Raw genomic sequence first — 16,510 nt, 5'->3', positions numbered from 1 at the left:
TGCGGTTCTAAAGGTCGTCTGGGGTCGCCGGACCAGCGGGGTGAGCCGCTGGTCCGGCGCGTGGCGCGGAGATCAGGCCGCGATTTTGACCTTGGGCTCCACCAGTGGCGTGTTGAACACGTCGTAGCCGAAGCACCACGAAGGATCTTCGTTCGTGCGCAGCCAGGTGTTGTCGTGCGAAATGCGCTGGACCTTGGTGGCGCGTTCGCTGCGGTTGGCTTCGTACAGGGCGAAGGCCAGCTCGTGATTGTGTGCGCCGACTTCCTTGAGGCAGCGCGCCAGCATGGCACCGTCTTCGATGGCCATGGCAGCGCCCTGGGCCATATGCGGCTTCATGGGATGGCAGGCATCGCCCAGCAGCACCAGACGGCCGCGGCTCCACAGGGGCAGGGGATCGCGCTCGAGCAGCGACCACTTGGTGACTTCGACGGTGGCATCGATCAGTGCCTGCACCGTGGGGTGCCAGCCGTCGAAGGTGGCGCGCATTTCTTCCTTGCTGCTTTCCAGCCAGCGGTCGTTGAGGTCCCACTTTTCGACGGGAACGCCGGTCACGTAGTAGAGCTCGTCGGCCTTGCCCGTGACGAAGTAAGTCATCATGTGGCGGTCTTCGCTCCACCATTTCACGCAGGCGTCGAAGGGCAGCATGCCGGCCTTGACGGCGGGCGTGGGGAACACCGCGCGGTGGGCCAGGTAGCCCGCGTACTTGGGTGGCTCGACGCCCAGCAGCTCTTCGCGGATGCGCGAGTTCACGCCGTCCGCGCCGATGACGATGTCGGCTTCTTCGGTCGTGCCGTCGGCAAAGTGCATCACCACCACGTCACCGCGGTCCTCGACCCGGGTCAGGCTCTTGTTGTAGGCCATGACATTGTCGGGCAGGGTGTCGACCAGCAGCGCATGGAAGTCACCGCGGTGCACTGTCAGGTAGGAGGCGCCGTAGTTCTTGACGGCGTAGTCGCCCAGCGGGATCTGCGCCATCACGTCGCCGGTCTGCCAGTGGCGGCTGTACCAGTAATCGGGGTGCGAGCCTTGCGCGTTGAGCGCGTCTTCGATGCCGATGCGGCGCAGGATCTTCATCACGTTGGGGCCGACGTGGATACCCGCTCCCAGGCGCGAGAAGCTCGGCGACTGTTCATAAACGCGGACATTGAAGCCCTCCTGAAGCAGCAGCTTTGCGGCGGCAGCGCCGCCGAGGCCGGCGCCGACCACGGCGATACGGGGGGATTGAGACACTTGATAACTCCTTGCGGGAATGTTGAAAGGAAATGGGGCGTTCAAAGGGCCGTTGTTGACCTCTTTGAGCAGCTTTCATGCCAGCTTTTTAAAAGACTGATTTGAATGTGTACGCTCTATTTTTCGTCGCAAGGGTTGATTGAAAACAGAGGACTTCTACCTAGTTCTGTTTCTTCTTTCGCACTTTTCTGGCGTTGAACGTGCATTTGTGGTGCATTCATGCACCAAATTGGAAGAAATTTGACGGTTGAAGCCTTGGAAGTGTGGGCACGGGTTTTGCACTATTGAGCGTGTACGCTTATTTGAGTAGTATTTATCTACCCATTTCCTGAAAGTCTTCACATGACCAAAACATTCCGTATCGGGCAGATCGTTCCCAGCTCCAACACCACCATGGAAACCGAAGTGCCGGCCATGCTGCAGGCGCATTCCGTGGTGCGCCCCAATGACCGTTTCACCTTCCATTCGAGCCGCATGCGCATGAAGAAGGTGGTCAAGGAAGAACTGGCGGCCATGGACGCGGAAAGCGATCGCTGCGCGCTGGAGCTCAGCGATGCGCGCGTCGACGTGCTCGGCTACGCCTGCCTGGTGGCCATCATGGCCATGGGCCACGGCTACCACCGCGTTTCGCAGCAACGCCTGACCGAGCGCACGGTCTCGAATGGCGCGACCGCGCCCGTCATCACCAGCGCGGGCGCGCTGGTCGAGGCGCTCAAGGTCATGAAGGCCAAGAAGATCGCGCTGGTCGCGCCCTACATGATTCCGCTGACCGAACTGGTCAAGGACTACATCGCGGCCGAAGGCTTTGAAGTGGTCGACTGGCGCGCGCTGGAAATTCCCGACAACCTCGACGTGGGTCGCCACGATCCCGCCAAGCTGCCGGCCATCGTCGCCGGCATGAACTACGCCGATGCCGACGTCATCGTGTTGTCGGCCTGCGTGCAAATGCCTTCGCTGCCGGCCGTGGCCCAGGTCGAAGCGATGACCGGCAAGCCGGTGCTGACGGCATCGATCGCCACGACCTACGCCATCCTCAAGGAGCTGGGTCTGGACCCGGTGGTGCCGGGCGCCGGCGCCTTGCTGTCGGGCGCTTTCCCCTATGACAAGGCCTGAGAACATGAGCGCCAGCACTTTCCTCTACGGCGGCAATGTCCATGCCAACGGCATTCGCCAGCACTATCTGCGCTACGGCGGCGTGGAAGGCGCGCGCGCCGAGCGCGATGCCGTCATCCTCATTCCCGGCATCACCAGCCCGGCTGTGACCTGGGGCTTTGTCGCCGAGCACCTGGGCCGCGAATTCGACACCTATGTGCTGGATGTGCGCGGCCGCGGCCTGAGCTCCTCGGGCCCGGGCCTGGACTATGGGCTCGACGCCCAGGCTGCCGACGTGAACGCTTTCGCCCAGGCCCTGGGTCTGACGCGTTTTGCGCTGATGGGGCATTCGATGGGCGGGCGCATTGCCGTGCGCGCGGCACGCAGCCAGCCCGCGGGATTGACGCGGCTGGTCATCGTCGACCCGCCGGTGTCCGGCCCGGGCCGCCGCGCCTATCCGGCGGCGCTGCCCTGGTATGTGGACTCGATCCGCCAGGCCACGCTGGGCATGAGTGCCGAAGACATGCGCGCTTTCTGCCCCACCTGGACCGAGGAGCAGCGCCAGCTGCGCGCCCAGTGGCTGCACACCTGCCACGAGCCGGCCATCGTTCAGAGCTTCGAGGACTTTGGCCGTGACGACATCCATGCCGACCTGCCGCACCTGGCCCAGCCCCTGCTGCTGTTGACGGCCGAGCGCGGCGATGTGGTGCGCGACGCGGATGTGGCCGAATGGCAGGGCCTGGCCGCGCAGACGCTGCATGTGCGCGTGCCGAACGCCGGCCACATGATTCCCTGGGACAACGAAGCCGGTTTCTACGCCGCGCTGGGCGACTTCATCGGCGCCCGCGTAGCCTGAGCCCGTCACTTCCTCCACTCTCGAAAGACAAGATGGCTGTAAGCGATATTGATCTGATCCACGCCTGGAAACAGGTGCTCACGCTGTCCCGGCTGGAAGCCGGCCAGATCGTCACGGTGCTCACCGGCGCCGACACCCACCCCCAGACCCTGCGCTGCGCGATTGCCGCGTCCAGCGAGATGGGCGCGCGTGTCAACCGCCTCGATCTGCCGCCGGTCAACGCCGAGAAATCCCTGAGCCGCGATGCGCTGGCCTACCTCGGCACCACGCCGCTGACGGGCAATGCCGCGGCCATCGCGGCGCTCAAGGCCAGCGACCTGGTGCTCGATCTGATGACGCTGCTGTTCTCTCCCGAACAGCACGACATCCTGCAATCGGGCACCAAGATCCTGCTGGCCATAGAGCCGCCCGAAGTGCTGTGCCGCCTGGTGCCCACAGCGGCCGACCGCACGCGCGTGCAGGCCGCGGCCAAGCGTATCGCTGGCGCGCGCCAGATGCATATCACCTCCAAGGCGGGCACGGATCTGCGCTGCCCGTTGGGCGCCTTCCCGGCGATCAGCGAGTACGGCTTTGTCGACGAACCCGGACGCTGGGACCACTGGCCCAGCGGTTTCGTGCTGACCTGGCCCAACGAGGGCGAGAGCCACGGCCGCGTGGTGCTGGACCGCGGCGACATCCTGCTGCCGATGAAGGACTACGTGACCGAGCCCATCGAGCTGATCATAGAAAAAGGCTTCGTCACGCGCATCAGCGGCGGGCTGCAGGCCGAAATTCTCAAGGACTACATGGCCTCGTACGAGGACCCCGAAGCCTATGCGGTCTCGCATGTGGGCTGGGGTCTGCAGCCGCGCGCCAGCTGGTCCATGCTGGGCCAGTACAACAAGGAAAGCCATATCGGCATGGACGCGCGTGCCTTCGAGGGCAACTTCCTCTGGTCCATGGGGCCGAACAACGAGGCCGGCGGCAGCCGCACCACGGCCTGCCATATCGACATTCCCATGCGCCACTGCAGCGTGGCGCTGGACGGCCAGCCCATGGTCGTGAACGGCGTGGTGCAGGACGAACAAGGACTGGCACGCGCCGCGCGCCGCAAGGACATTGCATGAACACCCAGACCATTTCCACCGCCGGCACCAGCGGCGACATCTCGGCCTACGTCCGCCAGGGCTTTGGCACGTCGCTGCCGCTCAAGGCGCCCTTCGGCCTGCTGCTCATCGACTTCGTCAACGGCTTTGCCGACCCGGCGGTGTTCGGTGGCGGCAACATCCCCGAAGCGATTGCGCAGTCGCGCGCGCTGCTGGCCCATGCGCGGGCCAAGGGTTGGCCCGTGGCGCACAGCCGCATCGTGTTCTCGGATGATGACGCCGACAGCAACATCTTTTGCCTCAAGGTGCCTGGCATGCTCACGCTCAAGGAGGACAGTCCGGCCAGCGCCATCGTGCCCGAGCTGGCCCCGGCGGCCGGTGAGTACGTGGTGCGCAAGAGCACGCCGTCGGCCTTCTTCGGCACCATGCTCGCCCCCTGGCTGGCGCAACGCGGCGTGCAGACCCTGCTGGTCGCGGGCTGCGTGACCAGCGGCTGCGTGCGCGCCAGCGTGGTGGATGCGATGCAGTCGGGCTTTCGCCCGCTGGTGGTCTCCGACTGCTGCGGCGACCGCGCGCTGGGCCCGCACGAAGCCAATCTGTTCGACATGGCGCAGAAATATGCGGCCGTGATGCCCATGGCCCAGGCGATCTCCGATACTGACGCGCTGTTGCGCTGACAGCCTCCGGCATGCATGCCATGCCTTTTTTTCTCCTCGCCCCATGAACCTGCCCCAGCCCGTCGATCTGCACGATCCCTTGCTTGCCCGTCCCGGCACCTTGCTGGTCGTGCGTGCCCCGGTCGCACCGCCCAGGCCCGTGCCCGGCCAGCCTGGCGTGGCCTCGGACTATGTCCAGTCCACGCCCGAGATCTTCGTCGCCGTGCTCGCTGAATCCGGCGGCTGGCGGGCCATGGCCTTCAACGGCCATGTGGACCTGGGCACGGGCATACGCACGGCACTGGCCCAGATCGTCGCCGAAGAACTCGAAGCGCCGCTGGCGCGGCTGGACATGGTGCTGGGCCATACGGCGGCCACGCCCAACCAGGGGCCGACCATCGCCAGTGCCAGCATCCAGATCTCGGCCGTTCCGCTGCGTCGGGCCGCGGCCCAGGCGCGCGAGCAGCTGCTGGCCCTGGCCGCGCAGCAATGGGGTGTGGAGGCCGAGCGGCTGCAGGTGCGCGATGGGGTGGTGGGCTTTGCGCAGGGCGATGACCCGCGCCAGCTCGATTACGGCCAGCTGCTGCAAGGCCGGCAGATCCAGTTGACGCTGGCGCCGCCCGAGCAGCCGGTCAAGCTCAAGCCGGCCCAGGACTACCGTCTTGTGGGCCGCAGCACGGTGCGTGTCGATATTCCCGCCAAGGCCACGGGCGAGTTGAGCTTTGTGCACGATGTGCGCCTGCCCGGCATGCGCCACGGCCGCGTGGTGCGCCCGCCCCATCCGGGGCGCGATGGCGGTGATTTCATAGGCCATTGCCTGATGGCGGTGGACCGTGCGTCCGTCGCCCATCTGCCGGGTCGGGTGCAGGTGGTCGTCGAGGGCGACTTCGTCGGCGTGGTGGCCGACCGCGAGGAACAGGCGATTGCTGCCATGCGCGCGCTGCGCGTGCAGTGGAAGCCGGTGCCGCCCGCGCCCGATCTCAGCGACGTGGCCGCGGCCATCCGCGCCAACCCGTCGCAGCGCCGGGCCCTGGTCGACCAGGGCGACGTGGACGCGAGCTGCGCCAGCGCCGCCATCCATTTGCAGCGCAGCTATGTCTGGCCCTACCAGATGCATGCATCCATAGGCCCGTCCTGCGCCGTGGCCGATTTCCAGGGCGGCCAGCTCACCGTCTGGGCCGGCACGCAGAACCCGCACATGCTGCGCACCGATCTCGACAAGCTGTTCCAGCTGGGCGAGGCCTGCATTGACATCGTGCGCCTCGAAGCCGCGGGTTGCTACGGCCGCAATTGCGCCGACGATGTCTGTGCCGATGCGGCCCTGCTGGCCATGGCCGTGGGCGCGCCGGTGCGCGTGCAGCTCACGCGCGAGCAGGAACACCAGTGGGAGCCCAAGGGCACGGGCCAGCTCATGGATGTGGGCGCGGCCATGGCGGCCGACGGGGAGCTGCTGGCCTACGACTTCGCGGTGCGCTACCCCTCGAACGACGCGCCGCTGCTGGCCGGGCTGCTCATGGGGCGACTGCCGAGCCAGCCGCGTACGCTGGAAATGGGCGATCGCACGGCCGTGCCGCCCTACCGCTACCCGGCCCAGCGCATCGCCAGCCACGACATGGCGCCGCTGGTGCGTTCCTCCTGGTTGCGCGGCGTTTCGGCGCTGCCCAATTCGTTCGCCCACGACTGCATGATCGATGAGCTGGCCCATGCGGCCGGCGCCGATCCCGTGGACTTTCGCCTGCGCCATCTTGAGGATTCGCGGGCGATAGCGCTGCTGCAGGCCACGGCGGCCCACGCCAGCTGGCAGCGCGGCGCCCAGGGCAGCCGCGGACGTCCCGGCGCCGACGGCTGGCTGCAGGGCCGGGGCGTGGCCTATGCGCGCTATGTGCACAGCCGCTTCCCGGGCTTTGGCGCGGCCTGGGCCGCCTGGGTCATCGACCTGCGCGTGGAGCCGCTGAGCGGCCGCATCGAGGTCACGCGCCTGGTGGTCGGGCAGGACACGGGCATGATGGTCAATCCTGACGGCGTGCGCCACCAGATCCATGGCAACGTCATCCAGACACTGAGCCGCAGCCTGCTGGAAAAAGTGGCCTTCAACGCGGCCGGCGTCGCCAGCCGGGAGTGGGGCAGCTACCCCATCATCGGCTTCAAGGCCTTGCCGCCCATCGAGGTCCTGCTGATGCCGCGCCAGGACGAGCCGCCCATGGGCGCCGGCGAATCGGCTTCCGTGCCAGGGCCGGCGGCCATAGCGAATGCGCTGTTCGACGCCACAGGCCGGCGGTTTTACGAAGCGCCTTTCACGCCAGACGTAGTGCGTGCCGTGATGCACGCTTGATGCAGCACTGGGCGACCTTGCAGCGAAAGGGGGGGAGGGCCTTGTTCTAGACTGGCCGCATGTCTTCAGATCAAGCTTGGGTCGCGCTATGCGTCGTGACCACCACGGTACCGAGCGAAGCCATCGCCCGGCAATTGGCCCGCTCCCTGGTGCAGTCCCGACTGGCCGCCTGTGCCCAGACCGAACCCATCAGCTCCCACTACCACTGGCAGGATGCGCTGCACGAGGAGCCGGAATGGCGCGTCGTGTTCAAGACCCTGCCCGATGCCTTGCCGCGGCTGTCCCAGCGCCTGCGCGCCGAGCACCCTTATGCCGTGCCGCAGATGCTGATGCGCACCGAGCAGTGCGCGGCCGACTACGCGCAGTGGGTGCGCGCCGGCGTCGACGACTGAGCGGCGCCTGGCTTACAGCGATCCGAGACGGCGCAGCAGAAGAAACGCCGGGATGGCGAGAAAACACAGCAGCAGCGACAGCTGGTTGGCGCAATCCAGGTTGCCATCGAGCACCTGATTGAAGATGGCCAGCGACAGGGTCTCGGTACGGCCGACGATGTTGCCGCCGAGCATCAGCGACAGCCCGACCTCTCCGAGCGCACGGCCTCCGGCCAGGACCAGTCCGGCGGCCAGTCCGCGTCGGGCCAGCGGCAGGTCTACCCGCCAGAAAGTCTGCCAGGGCGAGTATCCCAGCGTGGCGGAGGCGTCACGCAGGCCCTGGGGCGTGGTCGCGAAGGCGTTCTGCGTGGGTTTGAGCATCAGCGGCAGGCCCGCCACAAAAGCAGCGATCACCAGGCCGGCAGGGGTGAAGATGATGTCCGGCAGCCAGGGCGCAGGCAGCCACTGCGCGACCCAGCCATTGCGTCCCAGCAGCAACAAGATGCCATAGCCCAGCACGATCGGCGGAAAGACCAGGGGCAGGGTGACCAGCGCATCCAGCAGCTGGTAGCCGGGACCGCTACGGTGTGCGAGCAGCCACGCCAGGCAACCGCCTATGGTCAATTGCAGCAGCAAGCTCCAGCCTATGACCTGGGCCGTCAGCCATAGGGGCGCACTGGCGCAAAGAAAAGGCGACTCCACGGGTCTCGCGCCGAATCAGAGTCCGTGGCGCTGCATGACCTGGCGTGCCTGGGGGCTGGCAATGAAGGCCACAAATGCCTGCGTGGCAGCGTTGGGCTCCCGGTCCAGGAGAACGGCCAGGCTCAGCTCTATGGGGTCATGGCAGTCGGCGGCGATTTCCACGCGATCCCCGACCTTGTCCTTCAGCGCCAGTGCTTCCGTGGCGTTGATGAAGCCTGCATCCACTTCTCCGGTGACCAGATAGGTGGTCACCTGCGGTACCGTGGCCACTTCGATCAGTTTGCTGGCCAAGGCCGCGTCCAGGCCGCTGCGCTGGATGCAGGTGAAGGCCGCCTTGCCGTAGACGGCCTTGCTGCGGTCGGGCACGGCAATGCGCTTGAACTGCGGCTGGGCCAGGTCCGCGATGGTTTTCAAGCCATGGGCCTTGGACGCCACCAGCACCAGGCGGCCCGTGCCCAGAGGCTCGAAGCGCTGGGCCAGTTGCATGGGCTGAAGAAAGGCCTTGTCGCCCACCAGCAGGCGGATTTCGGGGTTCTGCCTGGCTTGTACCTCCACCTGTTTCATATTGCCGAAGCTGGCCTCGGCTTTGAACGGGGTGGCACTGGTGAAAGCTTGCAGCAACTCCAGAACCGGCTTGCGATAACCCGCACCGGCCGCGATCAGCAGGCCATCACCGGCCCAGCTGGGGGCGGCGAGCATGACTGCAACGCAGCCCAGGAGAAGAGGTCGAAACATGGCGCTCCATTGCCGGGTGAGGCATTCAATCAAGGAAACAAGGGGAATCGGTGGGGGCGGCAGCCGCACAGGCCTGGCCCAGGATCCGGAAACCCATGGGGCGCGGCAGGCAATAATGCAGCAGCGCTATTCTAAATAGGAATAGCGATGGGCCTGCGACCGGGCCGCATTTTTCCTCTTTGTCCTTCTGCCGCCCGCGGCCAGTGGCCTTCCAGAAGGGCATGACTTCATTTTTGCCATGACCGAGATATCCAACGCCTCCACCCGAATCGAGTTGCAAGCCATTGGTTTCATCCACAGCCCGTTTCATTCGGTCAAGGGCATGCCCATCCAGACCGTGGCGGCCGCGGAGGTCGAAGGACGGCTCCAGGTGCTGCCCCCGTTCCAGCCCGGTCTGCGCGACATCGAAGGCTTCGAATACCTGATTTTCATCACCAGCCTGCACCAGGCCGTCGAAAAGCTGGAGGTGGTGCCCTTCATGGATGACCGCAGCCACGGGGTGTTTGCCACCCGTTCACCGGCACGGCCCAATCGCCTCGGGCTGTCTATCGTGCAACTGATCCGGGTGGGCGATGGCTGTCTGTACTTCAAGGGCAATGACATGCTCGACGGCACGCCGGTGCTGGACATCAAGCCCTATGTGCCCACGCTGGATGTGCGCCACACCGAGCGCATCGGCTGGTTCCAGCAAGGACTGCAGCGGCTGCCGACGGCGCAGTCGGACGAGCGCATGCAGTGATTCAGACGGGCCGCGGGGCGCGGCCCTTGAGCGGCTTCAGTTCAGCAGTGCCTGGGCGAATTCCTGGGCGCTGAAAGTTTCCAGGTCTTCGAGTTTTTCGCCCACGCCGATGAAGTACACCGGGATGGGGCGCTCCTGGGCGATGGCCGCGAGCACGCCGCCCTTGGCCGTGCCGTCGAGCTTGGTCACGATCAGGCCGGTCAGTTGCAGCGCATCGTCGAACGCCCGCACCTGGGCCAGCGCGTTCTGGCCGGTGTTGCCGTCGATCACCAGCAGCACTTCGTGCGGCGCGGTGGCGTCGGCCTTGGTGACCACGCGGCGGATCTTCTTGAGCTCTTCCATCAGGTGCAGCTGCGTAGGCAGGCGCCCGGCGGTGTCGACCAGGACCACATCCTTCTTGCGTGCGCGCCCGGCCGTCACGGCATCGAAGCTGACGGCGGCGGGGTCGCCGCCTTCCTGGCTGACGATGTCCACGGTATTGCGCGTGGCCCATACACCGAGCTGTTCGCGGGCGGCGGCGCGGTAGGTATCGGCCGCGGCCAGCAGCACGCTGGCGCCGGCCTCGGCCAGGTGCTTGGTCAGCTTGCCTATCGACGTGGTCTTGCCGGCGCCATTGACGCCTGCGACCATGATGACGGTGGGGGTGAACTGGCCTATGACCAGCGGCTTTTCCAGTGGGTTGAGCAAATCGGTCAGCGCCTGGATCAGCAATTCCTTGACGGCCGCCGGGTCGGTGGCCTTTTGTTCCTTGACGCGCCGCTTGAGGTCGTCGAGCAGGTGCTGGGTGGCCTTGACGCCGGTATCGGCCATGAGCAGCGCATCTTCGAGCTCTTCGTACAAGGCCTCGTCGATCTTGGTGCCCGTGAATACCGTGGCAATGTTGGAGCTGGTCTTGCGCAGCCCGGCCTTGAGCCGGCCCAGCCAGCTGGCGCGCTCGGCGGATGGGGCGTCTTCAGCGGTGGGCGCCGCAGCGGCCGCAGGCACGGGTGCCGGAGCGGGGGACTCGGCTGGTGCATCAGGCGTTGCCGGTTTGCCGGCACCGAACATCTGGCGCAGGCGACCCATGGCGCCAGGCGCCTGCGGGGCGTCGGGTGCGGGCGCTGTTTCCAGGGGCGCAGGTGCCGAAATGATCGCGGGTGCGGGCGTCTTCACCGGCTCTGGGGCAGGTGGTACGGCGGAGGGTGGTGGGGATTTTTTGAAAAAACTGAACATTGGCAGGTTCTTAGAATATAACCATTCTATGAAACGTGCTCTTACCCTCCTGGGCCTCGTGGCCTGTCTGAGCGCCGGGGCTGAAAATTCGGTCCCTGCCGCCTCCACTTCCTCCGCTGTTTCCCGTGCGCCGATCAGCGTTCCGGTGGCTTCCGGGGTTCAGCAATTTACTTTGGCCAACGGCATGCAGCTGATCATCCAGCCAGACCGGCGCGCGCCTACGGCCGTGCACATGCTCTGGGTGCGCGTGGGCTCCATGGACGAGGTCAGCGGCACCACGGGCGTGGCCCATGTGCTGGAACACATGATGTTCAAGGGCTCCAAAAGCTTGGCGGCCGGTGAATTCTCGCGCCGCGTGGCGGCTCTGGGCGGGCGTGACAATGCGTTCACCAGCCGCGACTACACCGGCTATTACCAGCAGATTCCCTCCCAGCGCCTGGAAGATGTGATGCGGCTGGAGTCCGACCGCTTCGCCAACAACAGCTGGCCTGACGAAGAATTCCGCAAGGAACTGGAAGTGGTCAAGGAAGAGCGGCGCATGCGCACCGATGACCAGCCGCGCGCGGCCCTGTTCGAGCAGCTGTACGCCGCGGCCTATGTCGCGTCGCCTTATCGCCAGCCTGTCGTCGGCTGGATGAGCGATCTCGACTCCCTGGAACCCGGCGACGCGCGCAGCTTCTACCGCAAGTGGTATGTGCCTGCGAACGCGGCCGTGGTCGTTGCCGGCGATGTGGACGTGGCCCAGGTCCGCACCTGGGCCGAAAAATACTATGGCCGCATTCCCGTCAAGGCCACGCCAACCCGCAAGCCGCAGACCGAGCCGTTGCAAAAAGGCCTGCGCCGGATTGCCGTCAAGTTGCCGGCCGAGCAGGCCTATGTGGCGCTGGGCTTCAAGGTGCCCGGCATTTCGCAGCTGGAAACGCTGGGAGCGCAGGACAAGGATGGGCTGGCTTTGCTGGTGCTGTCGGCCGTGCTCAGCGGCTACGACGGCGCGCGCCTGGAGCGGGCCCTGGAGCAAGGTCCGCAGCGCGTGGCCGATGCGGCCGGCAGCTCGGCTTCGGTGCTGGGGCGCGGCCCGAGCATGTTCATGCTGACCGGCGTGCCGGCGGCGGGCAAGACCACCGCCGAGGTGGAAGCCGCCTTGCGCGAGCAGGTGCAGCGTGTGGCTCGTGACGGGGTGGACGCCACGGAACTCGAGCGTGTGAAAACGCAGTGGATTGCCGGCAACATCTATGAGCGCGATTCGGTCTTCAGCCAGGCCCAGGGACTGGGCAGCTACTGGACCATGAAAATGCCGGTGAATGCCGAGGAATTGTTGCTGCAGCACCTGAAACAGGTCACCTCGGCACAGGTCCAGGATGTGGCCGCACGCTATTTTGGCGACGACCAACTGACCATTGCCACGCTGGTGCCGCAGCCGCTGGACCCGAACCAGCCTCGGCGTCCCGCCCCGGCCACCGGTGGGCTTTTGCATTGAATATGCTATTGATTGATTACTGATGAAAAAATTACCAACCAAAGCCGCCAGCCTGGCGCTGGCGCTCGGCGGCGGCCTGTTGGCCGCGCAGCCGGCCTGGGCCTTGCTGCCCATCCAGCATTGGACCCAGCCCAGCGGCGCGCAGGTCTGGCTGGTGGACAGCCCGACGATTCCCATGGTGGACGTGCAGGTGGCGTTCGACGCCGGCAGCCGCCGCGACCCGGCGCCGCAAGCCGGCCTGGCCACGGCCGTGGCGCTGATGGCTTCCAAGGGCATCCTGGCCAGCGGTGGCGCACCGGCCCAGGATGAAAATGCGCTGGGCGAAGCCTGGGCCGATCTGGGCGCGAGCTTTGGCGCGGACGCCGATGACGACAGCTTCAGCTACGCGCTGCGTTCGCTCACCGATCCCGCCTTGCTGGAACGGGCCACGCGCCTGGCTTCGCGCCAGATCGCGGATCCCAGTCTGCCGCAGGACATCTGGCAGCGCGAACGCGCGCGCTGGAGCGCGGCCATCAAGGAAGCGGACACCCGCCCGGGAACCGTCGCCGCCAAGGCTTTTGCCAAGGCCGTCTATGGCAGCCACCCTTACGGCCAGCAGGCCACCGAAGCCACTTTGGCGCGCATTGATGTGAGCGCCATGCAGGCCTTTCACCGGCGCCTGATCAACGCTTGCAGTGCCCGCGTGAGCATCGTGGGGGCGCTCAGCCGCACCCAGGCCGACCAGCTGGTCAGTCAGTTGCTCGCACCGCTGCAGGCCAGCGATGCGGCCCGCCTGGCGCCAGGCGCCTGCCCGCAGGCCCCGGCCGTGCCTGAAGTGGCGCCGTTGACGGCAGCCCAGGTGATCGATGTTCCATTCGCGTCCGCCCAGGCCCATGTGCTGATCGGTCAGCCGGGCATTACCCGGCGCGACCCGGACTTTCTGGCGGTGATGGTGGGCAACCACATCCTGGGCGGCGGAGGTTTCACTTCGCGCCTGATGGAGCAGGTGCGTGAAAAGCGCGGCCTGAGCTACAGCGTCTACAGCTCGTTCTCGCCCGGCCTCAATGCCGGCGCCTTTGTGGTCGGTCTGCAGACCCGCCCCGACCAGGCCGCTGAAGCGGTCAAGGTGTCGGATCAGGTCGTGGCCGACTTCGTCGCCAATGGCCCCACGGCGGCCGAGCTGCGTGCGGCCAAGGACAATCTGGTGGGCGGTTTCGCGCTGCGCATCGACAGCAACCGCAAGCTGCTGTCGAACGTGGCCAATATCGCCTGGAACGGCTTGCCGCTTAATTATCTGGACCAATGGACGCAGCGCGTGGAGGCCTTGACGGCCAGCCAGGTGCGCGATGCCATGGCCCGCATGGTCCATCCTGAACGCATGGTGACCGTGGTTGTTGGAGGGAGCAAGCCATGAGCCGCTCACGTATTCATATCGATGTCCAGTCCATGGCCGTGGCCGACGCCATTGCCGCACTGGAGAAAAAGACCCGCGTACGCACCCGACCCGAGCCTGAGCCCGAGGTGGTGGTGGCCGCCAAACCCGCCAAGAAGGGTGTTGTCGGCAAGTCGGACAAGCCCGCTGGCGGCGCTGGCGAGATTCGCATCATTGGCGGCCAATGGCGGCGCACGCGCCTGCCCGTGGCCAAGCGCCCGGGTCTGCGGCCCACGCCCGACCGGGTGCGCGAAACCCTGTTCAACTGGCTGGGTCAGGACTTGACGGGCTGGCGCTGCATGGATGCCTTTGCTGGCACTGGCGCGCTGGGACTGGAAGCCGCGTCGCGCGGCGCCAAGGACGTCTGGATGATCGAGCAGGACGGGGCCCTGGTGGCGCAGCTGAGCACCCTCAAGCAGCGTCTGTCGGCCCAGGCGGTCAAAGTGCAGCGTGGTGATGCCGTCAACGCGCTGCAGCAGGCGGCGCCCGACAGCCTGGACCTGATCTTTCTCGATCCGCCGTTCACCGAGGACGCACTGTTCCTGTCCTCCCTGCAGGCGGCGCAGCGCGCGGTGACGGCCGATGGCTGGATTTACCTGGAAGCGCCGAGCGAGTGGGACGATGCGACCTTGGCGGAGTCGGGGCTGGTGCGCCAGCGCTACCTCAAGGCCGGGGCGGTGCACGCCCATTTGCTGCGCAAGCTGCCCGCCACGGCGGCCTGAAACCGGCTGCCACTGCCGCGCGCGCCAGGGGCTGGCGCGCGGCGGTGCTCCGGCATAATGCCCGCAAAGTGCGCGCCCGCCCGGGGCCGTCTTGTCATCCACGCTACTTTGGAGAACCCCCCGCCATGGCCGAGAATGTGCTTGCCGTTTATCCCGGCACTTTCGATCCCATCACCCTCGGGCATGAGGACGTGGTGCGCCGTGCGACCCAGTTGTTCGGCCGAGTGATCGTGGCCGTGGCGGCTGGCCACCACAAGAAGACCTTGTTCAGCCTGGAAGAGCGCATCGCGATGGTGCGCCAGGCGGTGGCACCCTATCCCCAGGTGACGGTGGAGAGCTTCTCCGGTCTGCTGCGCGACTTTGTCGTGGCCCGTGGCGGCAAGGCCATGGTGCGTGGCCTGCGCGCGGTCACGGACTTCGATTACGAGTTCCAGCTGGCGGGCATGAACCGCACGCTGATGCCGGACGTGGAGACGGTGTTTCTCACGCCCAGCGACAAATACCAGTTCATCAGCAGCACCTTTGTGCGCGAGATCGCGACTTTGGGCGGCGAAGTCGACAAGTTCGTCTCGGCCGATGTCTATGCACGCCTGCAGCAGAAGGTCGCGGGCCCGGTCGCGGGCTGATTCTTCACACGACCACAGACGAAAAAAGGCCGGAATTTCTTCCGGCCTTTTTCTTGCCATCGTTTACAGACTCTGAAACCGGCGTGCCCCAGCAAGGGGACACCGAGCAAGGGCCGCCCCGCAGCGATGGCGCCGTCCCCCTCCACCGAAGGATGAGAGGGGGAAGCCGCGTCAGCGGCTCAGGGGGTGAGCGTTATTTCACGGCCGAACCACGATGCTGTTGCGCACTTCACGCACATGGTTGGTGGAGCGTGCAATTTGTTCCGCGCGGTTCTTTTCAGTTTGCGACTTGGCAAAGCCGGACAGCTGCACCGTGCCGTTGAGCGTTTCCACGCTGATCGACGTGGCGGAAACCGACTTGTCTTCGGCCATCTTGGCCTTCACGGCCGTCGTGATGCCGGCATCGTCGACATACGAGCCAACCGTCTGTTGGTCACGGAAGACGGAGCAGCCGGTCATGGCCACAAGGGAGGCGCCGGTAACGACAGCGAAAGCGATGGCACGTGTGAATTTCATGGGGATTCCTTTGAACAGTAGCAACGAGCGGTGGCCTTGACGGCACCAACGCCTGGATGGGGATGGCGGCGCAGGCGCCGCCGTATAGATCAGCGGCGCGAGCGTGCGCCCCAGAGCAGGGCGGTAGCGACTGCGGCACCGGCAGCGGCGGCCAGCATCAGCGACTTGCCGGGCTGGTCGACGACGTAGCGTGTCGTGGCTTCGGCCGCGCTCTGGATCTGGCGGCGTGCGCGCTCGGAGTTGTCAGCGCAGAAGTGGATGCTGCGGTTGGCGAGCTCCTGGGCGCGTGCGGCCAGGTCGTCAATCACCGGGTTGATCTGTTTTTCCGCTGCTGCCAGACTTTCCTGGGCTTTTTCCGCAGCGTCGGCAGCGGCTTTGCGGGTGGCGGTCACGCTTTCCTTGGCTGCGTCGGCGGCATGGGTGACCAGGTCCTTGGCGGCATCAGCGGCTTTTTGGGTGTTGTCAGCGGAATTACTCATTGTGTCTTTCTCCGGATAGGGGGACGGGGTTGCGGGGGGCGCCAGGACAGGCCTAGCGTTTCTTCAGCAAACTCATCACAAACGTCACGATGGCCATGATCACGAAGACGAAGAACAGGATCTTGGCGATACCCACGGCTCCGGCAGCGATGCCACCAAAGCCAAAAATGGCAGCGATCAGGGCGATGACCAGAAAAACGACGGCGTAATGCAGCATGCAAATCTCCTCTAAAGCGAGCGTGAGCAAGTCTGAAAATACATACTTGCTG

18 protein-coding genes are annotated in these 16,510 nt (G+C 65.9%); 11 read left to right on the top strand and 7 right to left on the bottom strand.

All coding sequences use genetic code 11. The annotated features are described in order from the left end of the window. Positions 1–72: 72 nt before the first annotated feature. Positions 73–1,230, bottom strand: coding sequence for an FAD-dependent monooxygenase (locus tag N0K08_RS05670; RefSeq protein ID WP_261499098.1), 1,158 nt, complete (start codon positions 1,228–1,230; stop codon positions 73–75). Positions 1,231–1,572: 342 nt separating this feature from the next. On the opposite strand from N0K08_RS05670, the gene N0K08_RS05665 reads away from it, so the two are divergent. The 6 genes from N0K08_RS05665 to cutA are packed head-to-tail and all read left to right on the top strand — an operon-like array spanning position 1,573 to position 7,643. Beyond that, positions 1,573–2,343: a maleate cis-trans isomerase family protein gene (locus N0K08_RS05665; protein ID WP_315967987.1), complete on the top strand. Its 771-nt coding sequence runs from the start codon at positions 1,573–1,575 to the stop codon at positions 2,341–2,343. Between the two features lie 4 nt (positions 2,344–2,347). Continuing rightward, complete coding sequence (locus N0K08_RS05660; RefSeq protein WP_261499097.1) at positions 2,348–3,178, top strand: alpha/beta fold hydrolase; 831 nt, start codon at positions 2,348–2,350, stop codon at positions 3,176–3,178. A gap of 32 nt (positions 3,179–3,210) precedes the next feature. Further along, positions 3,211–4,284 carry a M29 family metallopeptidase gene (locus N0K08_RS05655; RefSeq protein WP_261499096.1) on the top strand — a complete coding sequence of 358 codons (1,074 nt, stop codon included), beginning with the start codon at positions 3,211–3,213 and terminating at the stop codon, positions 4,282–4,284. Further along, positions 4,281–4,940 carry an N-carbamoylsarcosine amidohydrolase gene (locus tag N0K08_RS05650; protein ID WP_261499095.1) on the top strand — a complete coding sequence of 220 codons (660 nt, stop codon included), beginning with the start codon at positions 4,281–4,283 and terminating at the stop codon, positions 4,938–4,940. Before N0K08_RS05655 ends, N0K08_RS05650 begins: the two co-directional genes overlap by 4 nt. Positions 4,941–4,983: 43 nt before the next feature. After that, on the top strand, positions 4,984–7,251 hold the full coding sequence (locus N0K08_RS05645) for a xanthine dehydrogenase family protein molybdopterin-binding subunit (RefSeq protein ID WP_261499094.1): 2,268 nt from the start codon (positions 4,984–4,986) through the stop codon (positions 7,249–7,251). 59 nt (positions 7,252–7,310) lie between these two features. Continuing rightward, positions 7,311–7,643, top strand: coding sequence for a divalent-cation tolerance protein CutA (cutA, locus tag N0K08_RS05640; protein WP_261499093.1), 333 nt, complete (start codon positions 7,311–7,313; stop codon positions 7,641–7,643). A gap of 12 nt (positions 7,644–7,655) precedes the next feature. Here the strand turns inward: cutA and N0K08_RS05635 are convergent, their stop codons facing one another. Together N0K08_RS05635 and modA are read right to left on the bottom strand one after the other, a co-directional pair. Beyond that, positions 7,656–8,324, bottom strand: coding sequence for a molybdate ABC transporter permease subunit (locus tag N0K08_RS05635; protein ID WP_261499091.1), 669 nt, complete (start codon positions 8,322–8,324; stop codon positions 7,656–7,658). A gap of 15 nt (positions 8,325–8,339) precedes the next feature. Beyond that, on the bottom strand, positions 8,340–9,059 hold the full coding sequence (gene modA / locus N0K08_RS05630) for a molybdate ABC transporter substrate-binding protein (protein ID WP_261499089.1): 720 nt from the start codon (positions 9,057–9,059) through the stop codon (positions 8,340–8,342). A 238-nt stretch (positions 9,060–9,297) separates the two neighbouring features. On the opposite strand from modA, the gene tsaA reads away from it, so the two are divergent. Further along, the gene (gene tsaA, locus N0K08_RS05625) at positions 9,298–9,798 is read left to right on the top strand and encodes a tRNA (N6-threonylcarbamoyladenosine(37)-N6)-methyltransferase TrmO (protein ID WP_261499088.1); all 501 of its coding nucleotides are present in this window, start codon (positions 9,298–9,300) and stop codon (positions 9,796–9,798) included. Positions 9,799–9,834: 36 nt separating this feature from the next. On the opposite strand, the gene ftsY is transcribed toward tsaA, so the two are convergent. Then, positions 9,835–11,010: a signal recognition particle-docking protein FtsY gene (gene ftsY / locus N0K08_RS05620; protein ID WP_261499087.1), complete on the bottom strand. Its 1,176-nt coding sequence runs from the start codon at positions 11,008–11,010 to the stop codon at positions 9,835–9,837. Between the two features lie 28 nt (positions 11,011–11,038). Here ftsY and N0K08_RS05615 point away from each other — a divergent pair, with 28 nt between their 5' ends. The 4 genes from N0K08_RS05615 to coaD all read left to right on the top strand — a co-directional run bounded on the left by N0K08_RS05615 (position 11,039) and on the right by coaD (position 15,246). Beyond that, positions 11,039–12,487, top strand: coding sequence for a M16 family metallopeptidase (locus tag N0K08_RS05615; RefSeq protein WP_261499084.1), 1,449 nt, complete (start codon positions 11,039–11,041; stop codon positions 12,485–12,487). A 22-nt stretch (positions 12,488–12,509) separates the two neighbouring features. Further along, positions 12,510–13,880, top strand: coding sequence for a M16 family metallopeptidase (locus tag N0K08_RS05610; protein ID WP_261499083.1), 1,371 nt, complete (start codon positions 12,510–12,512; stop codon positions 13,878–13,880). A 32-nt stretch (positions 13,881–13,912) separates the two neighbouring features. Continuing rightward, positions 13,913–14,620, top strand: coding sequence for a 16S rRNA (guanine(966)-N(2))-methyltransferase RsmD (gene rsmD / locus N0K08_RS05605; protein ID WP_408642918.1), 708 nt, complete (start codon positions 13,913–13,915; stop codon positions 14,618–14,620). A gap of 125 nt (positions 14,621–14,745) precedes the next feature. Continuing rightward, a complete protein-coding gene (gene coaD / locus N0K08_RS05600) occupies positions 14,746–15,246 on the top strand; it encodes a pantetheine-phosphate adenylyltransferase (protein ID WP_261499080.1) in 501 nt (166 codons plus the stop codon). A 198-nt stretch (positions 15,247–15,444) separates the two neighbouring features. Here the strand turns inward: coaD and N0K08_RS05595 are convergent, their stop codons facing one another. The 3 genes from N0K08_RS05595 to N0K08_RS05585 all read right to left on the bottom strand — a co-directional run bounded on the left by N0K08_RS05595 (position 15,445) and on the right by N0K08_RS05585 (position 16,458). Then, complete coding sequence (locus N0K08_RS05595) at positions 15,445–15,762, bottom strand: BON domain-containing protein (RefSeq protein WP_261499078.1); 318 nt, start codon at positions 15,760–15,762, stop codon at positions 15,445–15,447. An 89-nt stretch (positions 15,763–15,851) separates the two neighbouring features. Then, complete coding sequence (locus N0K08_RS05590) at positions 15,852–16,241, bottom strand: hypothetical protein (protein ID WP_261499077.1); 390 nt, start codon at positions 16,239–16,241, stop codon at positions 15,852–15,854. A 52-nt stretch (positions 16,242–16,293) separates the two neighbouring features. Continuing rightward, positions 16,294–16,458, bottom strand: coding sequence for a DUF1328 domain-containing protein (locus N0K08_RS05585; RefSeq protein WP_261499075.1), 165 nt, complete (start codon positions 16,456–16,458; stop codon positions 16,294–16,296). Positions 16,459–16,510: the final 52 nt, after the last annotated feature.

Origin of the sequence: Acidovorax bellezanensis (assembly GCF_025421555.1) — a bacterium.
Taxonomy (GTDB): domain Bacteria; phylum Pseudomonadota; class Gammaproteobacteria; order Burkholderiales; family Burkholderiaceae_C; genus Comamonas; species Comamonas bellezanensis.
The sequence above is the reverse complement of the archived record's forward strand: the minus strand, read 5'-3'. Positions and strand labels throughout refer to the sequence as shown.